Origin of the sequence: Paenibacillus kyungheensis, from assembly GCF_028606985.1 — a bacterium.
GTDB lineage: Bacteria > Bacillota > Bacilli > Paenibacillales > Paenibacillaceae > Saccharibacillus > Saccharibacillus kyungheensis.
Map to the genome: position 1 here is coordinate 4,078,407 of NZ_CP117416.1, position 14,507 is coordinate 4,092,913.

General features: G+C 40.7%; 12 protein-coding genes. 8 read left to right on the top strand and 4 right to left on the bottom strand.

Annotation, left to right across the window (positions count from 1 at the left end):
* Nucleotides 1-22: 22 nt before the first annotated feature.
* Complete coding sequence (gene pgmB / locus PQ456_RS17475; RefSeq protein ID WP_273613419.1) at nucleotides 23-661, bottom strand: beta-phosphoglucomutase; 639 nt, start codon at nucleotides 659-661, stop codon at nucleotides 23-25.
* A 969-nt stretch (nucleotides 662-1,630) separates the two neighbouring features.
* Here pgmB and efeO point away from each other — a divergent pair.
* From efeO to PQ456_RS17515, 8 genes are all read left to right on the top strand, one after another.
* Nucleotides 1,631-2,530, top strand: a complete 900-nt coding sequence (gene efeO, locus PQ456_RS17480; RefSeq protein ID WP_273613420.1) for an iron uptake system protein EfeO — start codon at nucleotides 1,631-1,633, stop codon at nucleotides 2,528-2,530.
* Between the two features lie 5 nt (nucleotides 2,531-2,535).
* On the top strand, nucleotides 2,536-3,927 hold the full coding sequence (gene efeB, locus PQ456_RS17485; protein WP_273613421.1) for an iron uptake transporter deferrochelatase/peroxidase subunit: 1,392 nt from the start codon (nucleotides 2,536-2,538) through the stop codon (nucleotides 3,925-3,927).
* 127 nt (nucleotides 3,928-4,054) lie between these two features.
* A complete protein-coding gene (locus PQ456_RS17490) occupies nucleotides 4,055-5,875 on the top strand; it encodes an FTR1 family iron permease (protein WP_273613422.1) in 1,821 nt (606 codons plus the stop codon).
* A 147-nt stretch (nucleotides 5,876-6,022) separates the two neighbouring features.
* The gene (locus PQ456_RS17495; protein WP_273613423.1) at nucleotides 6,023-6,592 is read left to right on the top strand and encodes a histidine phosphatase family protein; all 570 of its coding nucleotides are present in this window, start codon (nucleotides 6,023-6,025) and stop codon (nucleotides 6,590-6,592) included.
* 177 nt (nucleotides 6,593-6,769) lie between these two features.
* Entirely contained in the window at nucleotides 6,770-7,630 is an 861-nt protein-coding gene (locus PQ456_RS17500; protein WP_273613424.1) for a MurR/RpiR family transcriptional regulator, read from the top strand.
* A gap of 2 nt (nucleotides 7,631-7,632) precedes the next feature.
* Nucleotides 7,633-8,361 carry a glucosamine-6-phosphate deaminase gene (gene nagB, locus PQ456_RS17505; protein WP_273613425.1) on the top strand — a complete coding sequence of 243 codons (729 nt, stop codon included), beginning with the start codon at nucleotides 7,633-7,635 and terminating at the stop codon, nucleotides 8,359-8,361.
* Entirely contained in the window at nucleotides 8,361-9,554 is a 1,194-nt protein-coding gene (gene nagA / locus PQ456_RS17510; RefSeq protein ID WP_273613426.1) for an N-acetylglucosamine-6-phosphate deacetylase, read from the top strand. The genes nagB and nagA overlap by 1 nt, the downstream gene beginning before the upstream one ends.
* Nucleotides 9,555-9,715: 161 nt before the next feature.
* On the top strand, nucleotides 9,716-10,471 hold the full coding sequence (locus PQ456_RS17515; protein ID WP_273613427.1) for a DeoR/GlpR family DNA-binding transcription regulator: 756 nt from the start codon (nucleotides 9,716-9,718) through the stop codon (nucleotides 10,469-10,471).
* Between the two features lie 108 nt (nucleotides 10,472-10,579).
* Here the strand turns inward: PQ456_RS17515 and fba are convergent, their stop codons facing one another.
* From fba to iolC, 3 genes are all read right to left on the bottom strand, one after another.
* Nucleotides 10,580-11,446, bottom strand: a complete 867-nt coding sequence (gene fba / locus PQ456_RS17520) for a class II fructose-1,6-bisphosphate aldolase (RefSeq protein ID WP_273613428.1) — start codon at nucleotides 11,444-11,446, stop codon at nucleotides 10,580-10,582.
* A 111-nt stretch (nucleotides 11,447-11,557) separates the two neighbouring features.
* Complete coding sequence (gene iolD / locus PQ456_RS17525; RefSeq protein WP_273616349.1) at nucleotides 11,558-13,471, bottom strand: 3D-(3,5/4)-trihydroxycyclohexane-1,2-dione acylhydrolase (decyclizing); 1,914 nt, start codon at nucleotides 13,469-13,471, stop codon at nucleotides 11,558-11,560.
* Between the two features lies 1 nt (nucleotide 13,472).
* On the bottom strand, nucleotides 13,473-14,471 hold the full coding sequence (iolC, locus tag PQ456_RS17530) for a 5-dehydro-2-deoxygluconokinase (RefSeq protein ID WP_273613429.1): 999 nt from the start codon (nucleotides 14,469-14,471) through the stop codon (nucleotides 13,473-13,475).
* Between the last annotated feature and the right edge of the window lie 36 nt (nucleotides 14,472-14,507).

Sequence of the window (14,507 nt, forward strand, 5' to 3'; positions counted from 1 at the left end):
CATGTTTTGAAGGGTGTTCAAGTTATAATACTAATTCAAGTAATTCATCGACCGTTTCCAGATAGTAGTCTGCATCAGAACTACGCAAAGACTCTCCTACAGCCGCTACATTCATTTTGCCAGCTATCGCTGCTTCTACACCTGCTAGTGCATCTTCTACAACCAGACATTCTTCTGGAGCAATATCCAAGCGAGTTGCTGCTAATAAAAACACTTCAGGATCAGGCTTACTGCGCGTAATATCATTACCGTCTGCAATCGCATCAAATTCTTTATCCAGACCTATCTGCTTCAAAATCGTTGGTGTATTTTTGCTAGAAGAACCGATAGCAATTTTGATTTTATTTTTTTTCAATTCTTTCAGTGTATGTTCAACCCCTGGTAATAGATCGCTCGGGCTTAAATGGTGTAACGATTGGCGATAATACTCATTCTTTTTCTCTGCTAATGCTAATTTTTCTTTGTCTGTATACGTTTTGGTCGCACGTTGCAAAATAATATCCAGACTCTCCATCCGACTCACTCCGCGCAACTGATGATTGATCGTTTCGTTAAAAGGGATACCTTCTTCTTCACTAATTTTACTCCAAGCTTCAAAATGATACTGATCCGTCGATACGATAACTCCATCTAAATCAAAAATAACTGCTTTAATCGTCATAATTATTTCCTCCTCGGGTATGTTCAATGCTTGATAATGCTTGATAATGTTTGATTAGCAAAACTAAGTATGTTCTTTATTAAACACGAAACACGAATACTAGACAAAGAACGGTAAATTATATTTGCAGATGAATTGGGAAAATGGATACTTCCGTGTGACGTCAATCTCAGATACGGGAGGCTGGTAAAGGTAATATCGCTACACAAACGGATCATTCTTCTGATCGCTGTTAAGAATAGATATCTTTGAAATCTGCTTGCGCAGAGGATATCTATTCTTAAAGGCGAACGCTCCGCTTCTCCAGAACGATTCCGTTTGCTCCGCTAGAGGTGTTTATCTATATTATGGTTGTATATCATTTCTTAGTTTGGCATATGCCAGCAAACTTAATTTTCCTTATAAAATTAAGCAATAAGATTCCATTAATCTATTTTAATAACAAATAAATGTTGAGTGTATTCCTATCGTATTTGATCTATCAATTTAAGCTCATCAGAAATATTAGCAACTCCTAAGACCAAAAATAGCTTTCTTTCACCATATATGTTCTATCTATTCATCCTTCACCCATTCAAAATAAAATATACTATATTTTATTCCCTTATCCCTTTTTCTACCTCCCCCTCCCGATTGAAAATAGCCCACTACCTAACCCATCACTAAGGTTCTGCTTCCGACCAAGCGGAGGGAAAGGAATCGTTCAGCAGAAGCGAAGCGTTCGCCTTTAAGAGCAGATATCATCTGTTGAAAACAGAATCCAAGATATCTGCTCTTAACAGCGATCATATGAATGATCCTTTCCCACAGCGAAGTCACTCGCAACCTTTTCCACTCCCCCAACCCTCATCTTATTTTCAATCCCCCTTGTATCCATTTACATAAAAATAAAGATTGACGCTCTTATCGTTCACCATTATGATAGATTAATAATTGAGAACGATTATCATTATTAAGGAGTGTCATTTTATGAAAGCACGTGTAACATTACCAGCAACAATTCTTTTATCTTCTGTACTGTTTACCGCTTGTGGTAATCAAGCGCCTACTAATACAACAGCAGCTCCAGCAACAACAGAAGCAACTACCACAGAGTCAACAACTGCTACACCATCTACCGAATCGACTACAGCTTCTACAGCTGATTTCAAAAATGAGACCGAACAGTATCGTACATATGCGATCGGTGAGATTGATTCATTTGTAACCGAAACAGAGAAATTTACAGCAGCAGTCAAAGCCGGCAAGTTGAAAGAAGCTCAAGCGCTTTATGCTCCAGCTCGTATGCATTATGAACGGATCGAACCGATTGCAGAAGCTTTGGGAAATCTTGATCCTGATATTGATGCGCGTGCAGGCGATGTTGATGATAAAGACTGGCGTGGATTCCATAAGATCGAACAAGCACTTTGGGAAAAGAAAACAACAGACGGCATGAGCGAATATGCTGATCGTCTTCTACAAGATGCGCAATTGTTACGCGCTAAAGTGGAAACGGTTGACATTGATGCTAGTATGCTTGTGGTTGGAGCCGTAGAACTGCTGAATGAAGTCTCTTCTTCCAAAATTACAGGTGAAGAAGAACGCTACTCTCATACGGACTTGTATGATTTTGTCGCTAACGTAGAAGGTGCAGAAAAAATTTACGACATTCTCAAACCACGTTTGGCTGAAAAAGATGCTGATCTGGAAAAACAAATCGGTGAACGGTTTGAAGCGTTAAATAAAGAATTGGCTCCTTTTGCTACCAAAGACGGCGGTTATGTAACCTATGACAAACTGACTAAAGAAGATATTCGTACATTAAGTCAAAACCTTGATGCACTGGCTGAACCTTTGTCGCAGATGGGTACTATTTTAGGGGTGTAATCATAATGAGCAAAAAGAATTCATCCGAAGATCAACCAAAATCCACTTCAGTTCCATCTGAAGTGGATTCAACTTCTTCTACAGAAGTAAGTAACGAACCTCAAACTGGAGTATTCAAAAAGCCTGTTAGCCGTCGTGATATGTTGCGGTTAGCAGGCGCTTCTGGTGTTGGGCTTCTTTTGGGAAGTTCAGGCGCACTAGGTATCATGAAAGCTACCGGTCTCACCAAACAACCTGCGTCCGATACACCGGGTAGTGCTGAAAATGTAACAACTGGTATTACACATGGCGGGGATCAACATTCTTTTTATGGTACACATCAAGCGGGTATTGTTACGCCTAGTCAGAACTTTATGTGCTTTGCTTCATTTGATGTGACTTTAAATGATGCCGCAGGCTTACGCCGACTATTTCAAGCTTGGACTAAGGCAAGTGCTTCACTTATGGCTGGCGAATTGTTAGATGGGCAAAATGAAAATCCGAATCTTCCCCCTGCGGATACCGGTGAAGCGGCAGGGCTTTCTTCTTCCAACCTTACAATTACATTTGGTGCAGGCCCTGCTTTATTTGACCATCGATTTGGACTATCTGGCAAAAGACCAGCGAACTTTAAAGACCTGCCTGCTTTTAACGGAGACAATCTACAATCCGAATGGTGTGGCGGAGATCTAGCTGTACAAATCTGTGCTGATGATATGCAGGTCGCTTTTCACGCGATGCGTAATTTAATTCGAATTGCCCGCGGTTCGGCGGTTTTACGTTGGAGCCAAGAAGGATTCCAGCGCAGTAGTGCAGCTGATCCCAATCAAGCCACTCCACGAAATCTGATGGGCTTCAAAGATGGCACCGCTAATCCAAGCGTCAAAGACAACTCAATGATGAACGAAGTCGTCTGGGTGCAACCACAAGATGGTGCAGGCTGGATGACCAATGGTAGTTATATGGTCGTGCGCCGGATTCGGATGCGTATTGAAGTATGGGATCGTTCCAGTCTAGCAGATCAGGAAAATACATTTGGACGAGAACGAGTCAGTGGTGCTCCACTCGGTTCACATAATGAATTTGATCGCGGAGATATGGAAGCCAAAGACACTTCAGGTAAGCCTGTGATTCCAATGAATGCCCATATGCGTGTCGCTCGCGGAGACGGTACTATGCAAATTTTGCGTCGTCCTTATTCATATTCAAGTGGGATGGATAAAGTTACCGGACAATTGGATGCTGGATTGTTTTTTATTAGTTATCAACGCAGTATTGAAAAACAATTTATTCCGATGCAACAACGGTTAGCACAGATCGATGCGTTGAATGAATACATTCAGCATATCGGAAGTGCTGTTTTCGCTTGTTTCCCGGGTGTACAGCAAGGCGGTTATATCGGCGACCAGCTGGTGTGACGGCTTGAGTAATTGCTTATTTAGACAGGTTATAGAGATATGTCTTTTTTACAATAGTGATTTTTGAAATACAGTCTAATCAGTATGATCGTTATTTATTTTGATATGGAAAAGAGGGTTCTAGGCTATGCGTAAAAGTGCCCTGTTGATCAGGTTTATGCTTTGCTTGAGTCTATTGATAGTCTTATCTGCTTCTGCTTGGAGTGTAGCCCTATCTACTGCACAAGCTGCTTCTAATGATTCTACGGAAGTAGATCAACTTTTGCCACTGGTAGGTAGTGCTCTTGTAGATGCCGGGCAACAAAAGTGGACAGATGCAAAACAGGAATTAGATACATTTGCTACAGCATGGAAAGCTATCGATACATCGGCGGCTCCAACTGAAGCCAATGAAGTAAACACAGCTTTGACCGATGCTCAAACAGCTCTTGGCAAATCGTCTACTGATCCCAAAGCAGCTACCTCTGCTCTAGGGACATTAGCACGTGCAGTCAATACATTTGCCGAAGCTGGTCAAGCCAAAAGCAGTGCAACAAGTAGCAGTACCGGGCCTTCTCAGCAGGGACTCACAGCAGTTAAAGTCATTTTGCCTTTAGCGGATACAACGATTGAACATATCGATCAGCACAATTGGCAAGCTGCTCAAGACAGTTACAAACAAATTGTTAATTCGTGGCCTGATGTAGAGAATGCGATTCGTGCCGATAATTTCACAGTGTACAGTCAGCTTGAAGTTAAAATGAGTATGATTCGTGTTGCACTTCAAGCAGACCCTCCACGTGAAGAACAAGCCAAAGCAGACACTCAAGCATTGATTACTTTACTGAACGAATATGCAGCAGGCGATATTGCGGATACTGCTCCTGCAAGTGGTACGGTTCGTTTGAGTGATGCTGTCACTTTACTACAACAAGTACAGACTGCTGTAACTAATCAAGATCAGACCCAAGCTTCTGATCTTATGACTCAATTCATCTCAATGTGGCCGTTGGTTGAAGGAGAAGTACAGATCTCTTCTGCTTCTACGTATACAGCTATTGAAAATGAAATGGCTGAAGTTCAAGGATATCTGGTATCTAATCCTCCCCTATGGTCACAAGCGAATACAGTGATTGTGACGATGCTTGATGAATTAACACCTTTAACTTCCAAAACATCTTATACCGCATGGGATGCCGCTATCATTTTGCTACGTGAAGGTCTGGAAGCGATTTTGGTTTTAGCTGCTTTGCTAGCTTATGCCAAACGTAGTGGTAGTCGTACTGCCGGCAACTATATCTGGTCTGGTGCTATTTCCGGACTGGTGCTTAGTGGCGTGATGGCAGCGATCTTCGTGTATGCTTTCTCTCAAGTGTCTAGTAGCGGAAGTACTCGCGAAATGATTGAAGGTATTACCGGTCTGGTCGCTGTTGTGATGATGCTTAGTGTAGGGCACTGGTTACATCAGAAAGCTAATTTAAAAAACTGGAATACGTATATTGAAAATCAGGTCAGTGGCGCTTTGGAACGTGGTAGTCTGTGGTCGTTAGCTATCGTTTCTGGACTCGCTATTTTGCGTGAAGGTGCAGAGACTGCTATTTTCTATATTGGAATGGCTCCAGCGATAGCCCTTTCACAATTGATCTTAGGTATAGCGATTGCGTTAGTGATTCTAATCGTCATTGCTGTACTGATTATCAAGTTCAGTGTGAAGTTGCCGATTCGTCCATTTTTCTTAACGGCCACCGTATTGATCTATTATCTCGTTTTCCGTTTTCTGGGGGAAAGTATTCATGCACTGCAAGTGGCAGGTAAATTCCCTGCTCATACAGTTGCTGGATTGCCTTCGATCAGTTGGATCGGTATGTATCCGACATGGGAGACCTTTATCCCACAAATGATCGTACTGATCTGGATGGTATGGAGATTGATTTTACCTGAATATCGTAGCCGTAAACAAACAGCTTAAATGGCTATAATCCGCTACAATCATGATTATAAAATAAAGTATATCGAAAGAGTCTATATCCTTTTATATAAGGGTATAGACTTTTTTTGTTAACATACTATATATAATCCATTCTATGTATGATTGATCATACCAAAGGAGAATACGATGAAAATTATTTTTATACGTCATGGTCAGGGCGAACATACCTTATCTCCAACAGAAAGCCTACATATAAACCATCCCTCTTTAACGGAAAAAGGAAAACAACAAGCACAGCAATTAGCACACACATTCCCTTTACATACCGATGATACGATAGTTATAAGCCCTACTCGACGCACGATTCAAACTTCTCTGATCTGGTCACAAAATATATCTTGTACGCTGATCGTTCATCCATTTGTCGGTCCGCGAATGTTTCCTTTATTAGCACCAGATCAAGCTTATAGTTGTGATCAAATATTGCCTTTGCACCAAATAAGATCAGATTATCCTTCGGTTCGTATTGCAGAATGCTCACAGCACATATGGAGAGGCGGAATAAATACAATCAGTGAGCAAGAATTCAGCACAGTTGCAGATCAGTTTATCACATGGTGTCGTCAACAAGACCAACCTAGAATCTATATTGTCACGCATGACGGAACAATCAATGCTTACCGCTCCTATTTCGGAGAATCAGTCACCCGTCATCATTTTTTACAAGAATCTCAATCTTATGTATTACATATATAAGCGTGCTAAATCATACCCTTTATGAAGTATGATCTACACTGTGAATAACGTTGCTCCAAAAAGAATATTTATAGGTTGCAATCTTGTTTATGGTGCTTTAAGATAATGGTGAAAGAAAATAATTTTCTCTATATATAATTAAAAAATAAAAATAATTTTCATTAAGGAGGATTAAACTTGTCTCCTATTTTGCATATGTTGGAGCAACGCATCGAAAGTTTATCTCCTCAAGAGCGCCGACTGGCTCATTATATTTTACAACAACCTTCTACTGTGATCCGTATGGGGATTACACAGCTAGCTACTCAATGTGGCATTAGTCCTGCTACAGTTACTCGGTTTTGCAAAACGTTCCATTTCGAAGGATTTCCTGATTTTAAAATGAAGTTAGCTAGTGAATTAGCACAACAATCGATTCCAAGTTCTTATCAAGATATTATTGCAGGTAATCCGCTAGCAGAGATTGTCAAAGCGATAGAAACCAATCATATTACATCGATTAATGATACAACCCGTCTTCTGGATCTACCTAAGCTTGAACAAGCTATCGGTTATCTTACCCGTGCGCGTCGTATAGATCTATACGGTATTGCAACTTCGTCGATCGTCGCGCAAGACTTTTATCAGAAATTAATTCGGATCGGTAAAAATAGCACATCGTTCTCTGATTCTCATATGCAGATCACTTCTGCTTCTACCCTTTCTTCAGAAGATGTAGCTCTAGCGATCTCTTATTCCGGGGAAACGAAAGAAACGATTGATGCTCTTTCTTGTGCCAAAGATAATGGAGCCACTGTGTTATCACTTACTCAATACAGCAACAATAAATTAGCTTCGATGGCGGATATTGCATTATTCTCTTCGTCTCTTGAACAAGGAGTACGCCGCGGGGATATGGCTTCACGAATCGCTCAGCTTCATATTATTGATATTTTGTTTACCGGTATGATCAGCGCTCAATTTAATGATTCTGTTGCTAAGTTGGAACTATCTTATAAAAATGTGCAACGCTATCGTAAAGACTCGGGAGGTTTTTAATAATGGCTAATGTAATCAAAGTGACTCATGAAGAAGATTTTCACAAAGTAGCTGCTCATATTGTCGCTAGTCTGGTACAGACTTCTCCTCGTGCAGTATTAGGGCTTGCTACAGGAGGCACACCTGTAGGATTGTATCGTGAATTGATTCAGATTCATAAGCAAGGATTAGTTAGTTTTGCCAAAGTAAAAAGCTACAATCTGGATGAATATGCAGGTCTGCCTACCGATCATCCTGCTTCTTATCGTACATTTATGAATGAGCATTTATTTAACCATATTGATATTAATCTTGAAAATACACATGTACCAGATGGACAAGCGACTGATCTGGATGCTGAATGTCGTCTGTATGATGAAATGTTGTCTGAAGCCGTTATTGATCTACAAGTTCTAGGTATTGGACATAATGGTCATATTGGATTCAATGAACCCGATGATAGCTTGAATCCTGCTACTCATGTCGTGACTTTATTAGAACAGACGCGAGAAGCTAATTCTCGTTATTTTGATTCGATCGACGAAGTTCCTGCACAAGCGATTACGATGGGTGTCGGTAGTATTATGAAAGCCCGTCAAATACTATTGCTAGTACGTGGTGCAGACAAAGCCGAAATTATCCATCGCGCAGTTACAGGTCCGATTACAACCCAATGCCCTGCTTCACTGTTACAATTGCATTCCAATGTTACGGTGTTGCTGGATGCTGAAGCCGGGAGGTTGTTTCAGTAATGCCGATCTCAACAGACATAACTCATTCATTTCAAATTATTCATGGGCGTGTGGTAACACCTACACATATTATTGAAAATGGAACTGTGCAAGTACAAGATCAAATGATTACGTATGTGGGTTCAACAGCCAATGCTCCTATATGGCAACACCAGACTACATACGATGCTCAAGGTGGCTTGGTGATTCCTGGCTTTATTGATATTCATGTGCATGGTGGAATGGGTGCAGACTTTATGGATGCTGATCCACAAGTATTGGACACGATTACTACTTTTCACGCCAGTCAAGGAACAACTGCTATTCTAGCTACGACGATGACAGCACCTCATGCGGATATCGATCATGTATTAGAACAGGTCTACAATTATATGCATCATGGACAAATGCCAGGTGCTCAAGTCGAGGGTGTTCATCTGGAAGGCCCATTTATCAGTCCGAAATGGCCGGGTGCTCAAAATCCAGAACATATCGTATTACCGAATATCGAATGGTTAGAACAATGGGAGGCACGTTATCCCGGGCTGATCAAGCAACTTACTCTCGCTCCTGAGCGGGAAGGTGCTTTGGAATTAATCTCATGGTTACGTGAGCATGGAATTACAGCCGCTGCCGGACATACAGATGCTTCTTATGAAGAGGTTATGGCGGCTGTAGAAATGGGGCTTAATCACGCAGTTCATACATTTAATGCCATGACTCCACTGCATCATCGCAAACCAGGAGTCGCTGGTGCTGTACTAAGTACTCCTGCTATTCATGCTGAAGTGATAGCCGATGGCATTCATGTTCATCCTGCGGCGGTTGCTTTGCTAGCACAGTTAAAGCAAGCCCATAATCTTATTCTGATTACGGATGCGATGTCTGCGGCTGGACTTGGAGATGGTCAGTATATGCTTGGCGATCAACCTGTAAATGTGATCAATGGGATAGCGACATTACCGGATGATAGTGGAACACTAGCAGGTAGCCGCTTAACAATGATCGAAGGTTTCCGCTTTTTGATCCAGCAAGCAGGGCTATCGATTATGCAAGCTTCTGCTGCCGCAAGTGGTAATCCTGCTCGTGAACTAGGCTTGTATGAACAGACAGGTAGTCTAGATATTGGCAAACGTGCTGATATACTGGTGCTGAATCCTGAAATGGAATTACAGCATATTTTTATCAAAGGATTGCTCAAATCTTACCGTTAATATGCAATAGATAAGCAAGTTCTCCAGGTATAATTACTAGAGAACTTGCTTTTTTTGTTGTATTTATACTCAAATTATTATTTAAAGATAAACTATTGATTAACTTTTGGTCATATGTTATATTCTGAGTACCATTTTTGATGAGACAGGAGTTTACTTTCATGAAAGAAAAACGTCTACAACATCTAGAAGATTATATCCATTCAGTAGGTACCGTCTCTTTAGATGAACTTTGTGAATATTTTAACGTTTCTAAAAATACAGTACGTCGTGATGTAAATCAGATTTTAGAAAAGGGAACGATTCAAAAAGTATACGGTGGTGTTACATCCGTCACTCCTGCTTTGATCCCATTTGAAAATCGTGATCATACCAATCATCCCGAAAAAGTAAAAATCGGCAAACAAGCAGCGGCATTAGTACAAGATCAAGATTTGATTTTTATCGACTCCGGTACAACCACACGTAATATTGTTGAATTTCTTCCGTCCTCTCAACAGTTAACCATTTTGACCAATAGTCTGGATGTGATCAATGCGGCTGTTGCTTTTGAAAATATTACATTGATTACGATCGGTAATCGCTACAAACGCAAAACCAAATCGTTTGTCAGTATTGATGATCTACATATTTTAGATAAGTACAATATTAGTAAAGCTTTTATGGCGGCAACTGGAGTATCCATTGCGCATGGTTTGACGAATTCAGATATTTTGGAATATGAAATAAAAAAGCGAATAGCTGAAAAAGCACAGGCTGTCTATTTACTTGCAGATGCTTCCAAATTCGGCAAGTCTACTCAGCTTACGTATGCTCCTTTGCAAGAGGTCGATGTGCTAATTACTTCTGGCACCTTATCTGATGAATATCATTCGTTCTGTCGGGAGCATCAGATTGAATTATATATTTGTAAATAAACGATCCAAAAAGACAATTCTTTTTTCTAAGTTATGATTAGAGAAAGCATTGTCTTTTTGGTATAAAATATTATTTGTTCTGCTGATTGGATCATTCATAAATATCTGCTATACCGTGTGCATCGCCTGACCACTGGTACCAAACTCTTGCATTTTATTTTGAACTACTTGTTGGATAGCTTCTGTACCGGGTGTAAGAATGTGACTAGGATCGTAAAGTTGAGGATTCTGGTTCAGCACTGTACGTACGGCTGATGCCCATGCCTGAATACATTCAGTATTAACGTTAATTTTGGCATGCCCTAATTCGATTGCTTGCCGAATCTGATGTGCTGGAATACCTGAACCTCCATGTAACACTAACGGTACACCTGTGAGGTCGGAAATATGTTTCATTTCAGCGAATCCAAGTAGAGGTTCTCCTTGATAAGGACCATGTACAGAACCAAGAGCAGCGGCTAGTGCATCTACTCCTGTTTCTTTGACCAGTCGATCACATTCAAGCGGATCTGCGTATTGGATACCTCCGATCAATCCATCTTCCATCCCACCAACAGTGCCAACTTCTGCTTCAACAGATACACCAAAAGAACTAGCATACTTTACGACTTCTAGCGTCATCGCTATATTCTGTTCAATAGGATAATGTGAACCATCAATCATTACTGAACTGAATCCATTATCAATAGCTTGCTTGCAGTGTTCTACACTCATTCCGTGATCTAAATGCAAAGCAACCGGTACAGTAATCGATAATTCTTGTATCGACTTATCGACAATAGCTGCTATTAAAGCATATCCTCCAAGAAATGATACCAGTCGATCAGAAGCCGCCAAAATAACAGGTGCTTGCTCTGCTTGAGCAGCTCTAAGAATAGCTTGTACCCATTGCACACCATTAATATTATATTGCCCTACTGCATATCCATCAGCTTGCGCTTGAAGTAACATCTGTTTCATAGATACCGTTCTCAACTTCATCTCTCCTTATTATCATTTTGCATTTAGAAGAGCATATCTTGTTGTGGTTTAACTTCAAATCTAGCATGCTATCCGTAGATCATTAAAAGATAGTTAAAGAAAATATTAATACTGTTTAGCTGTTTTTAACTTTTCTTGTTGCGCCGCAAAAACACGCTGAATGCTTTCGTGATCAGATACTTCGGCTACTCCTACATTCCACCAGCTCTCATATCCATGAGTCATCGTTTTCGGTAATACTTTGATCTCAATCAATGTAGAAGATACCTGTTGCTGTGCATCTGCCAGAGCATCTTGCAATTGCTTGATATTGTTCACTTTGTACGATTTGGCTCCATAGGCTTCGGCTATTTTGGCATAATCAATATTTAATATACGGTTGTCTCGCGTACGGAATTCGCACAAATAACTGCCTCCACCGTTCTCCATCTGTAGATTGTTAATACAACCAAAGCCTGCATTATCAAAAAGAATAATATTGATCTTATGATGATATTGAATAGCAGTAACCAACTCGGAATGTAACATTAAAAAACTTCCATCACCCACAATAGAATATACTTCTTGATCAGGAGCGGCTAACTTAACACCAAGCGCACCGGATACTTCATAACCCATACAAGAATATCCATATTCCAGATGATACGTATTGGTAATGCTCGGATTCCAAATCCGTTGCAGATCACCTGGCAACGATCCTGCTGAACCAACAATAATACTATCTGCTGGTATAGATTCATTCATAGCGATCAAAGCCGTAGTCTGTGGCAACTCGGTCTGAAGTGCATCTGCATATTCATTAAGTGCCGCTTGATCAAATTGATTATCCACTTCTGGCGTAAAGTCTGTACGGTTAAATGTAATCTGACTTAATCGTTCTCGCTCTTGATCCCACTCTGCTTTGAGCTCCTGTATCTGATTACCAAATTCACTGGTATATCCTTCCAACAGTGAAGCCAGTTGTTCTAATGTTACTTTTGCATCCGCAACTACTTGAAAAGCATCTAATTTGTACGCTTGAGAACGACTAACATTAATATTCAAAAATTGACCATGTTCAAAATCAAACGCCGTTTTGGAAGAGGTTGCAAAGTCAGTATAACGTGTACCGATACCAATAATCAGATCCGCTTGCCGAGCTATTTTGTTAGCCGCTAATGTACCGGTAACTCCTACCCCACCTAGGTTGTTCGCAAATGTATATTCAACAGTCGCTTTACCTGCTTGTGTCTCTACTAATGGAATATGATGCTTTTCAGATAATTTTTTTAATATATCGCCTGCTTCTGAATATTTAGCTCCACCACCGACAAGAATAACCGGATGGCGACTTGCTTTGATCAATGCTACTGCTCCTGTTAATTCACGTGTGGTTGGCAATTTGCGATCTACATAATGTACACGACGAGCAAAAAAGGTCTCATCATAATCATAAGCTTCCCCTTCTACATCTTGCGCAATACAGATCGTCACAGGCCCTGCTTTGGCAGGATCGGTCATCACTTCAAAAGCTCGCAGTAAACTAGACATCAATTGTTCCGGGCGAGTAATACGATCCCAATAGCGTGATAACGGTTTTAAAGCATCATTGGTTGTCACTGCGGCACTGTATTCTTGCTCGATTTGTTGAAGCACCGGATCAGGCTGGCGGGTAGCAAATGTATCTCCCGGTAGAAAAAGTACCGGAATCTGATTGGCAAGTGCTGTTCCTGCCGCCGCTGCTAGATTGGCGGCTCCTGGTCCTACAGAAGTAGTGACTGCATATATTTTTTGGCGTAGCATTTGCTTACTATAGGCAATCGCCGCATGAGCCATGCCCTGTTCATTTTTACCTTGTATCACTTTGAGATGACCGGATTCTTGTTCTAATGCTTGACCGATCCCAAGTACATTGCCATGTCCAAAAATGGTAAATATCCCTTCTACAAAAGGAAATTCGTTCCCATCTATATGGATATATTGCGCATTCAAAAAACGAATTAATGCTTGTGCTGTTGTAAGCCGAATCGTTTGCATTATTTCACCTCGATCTGTATTGTGCCTCTGTCTCATCTGCTGCAATCAATTGTTCAATCTGACTTACTGTAGGCATCGCTTCAGAAGAACTATGCTTGCTAACCACGATCGAAGCAGAAGCACTACCATATTTGAGCGCTGTAGCAATATCTTTACCTGCAAATAAAGCATACAAAAAAGCAGAAGCATACGAATCGCCAGCACCAAATGTTTTTAACACTTTAGTCATATATGCTTTGCTTTGAAAAACATCGCCTGACTTTGTATACGCATATGATCCTTCGATTCCATGCTTGATCACAATCAATTGAGGCGTATGCTGAAATAAATAAGCGATCGTCTGCTCATTTTCTCCTATACGATTTTCCAAAATATCAAATTCATCTCGTGTGCCGATGATAATATCTGCTTGTTCTGCAACCAGTGTATAGTAGATCGAGGTCTGTTCTTTGGATGTCCATGTATACGGACGATAATCCAATTCAAAAATCACTTTCACCTGATGCTTGCGAGCGAGGCTCACTGCTTTGATAATAGCTTCTCGTGAGGGGCTTTGAGATAAGGCAGTGCCTGATACCAGTAGAACGCTTGCTTGTTTAATATAATCTTCGCTTACTTCATCAGGCTCCAGATAAAGATCTGCTACATTTTCGCGGTACATCAGAATACTGCATTCTTCAGGGCTTTTGATCTCGGTAAAAGCAAGCCCTGTTTTGTGACCTGCCTGATCAATCACGACTCCTGTAATATCAATACCTAGATTCTGAATATAATTTGAAATAAAGCGACCATGTTGATCATCTGCAAGCTTACCGATAAACCCTGTTTTAAGCCCTAATTTGGAACTGCCAATCGCGATATTAACAGGCGATCCGCCTACATATTTGGTAAAGGTCATCGTTTCTTCCATAGGACGATTATATTCAGTAGCATTCAGATCAATACATGCTCTTCCGATCGCAATCATATCGAATACACGGTCACTTTTTAATTCGAATTTCATCTGTACTTCCACTCCGTTTCCTTCACAATTTTCGAC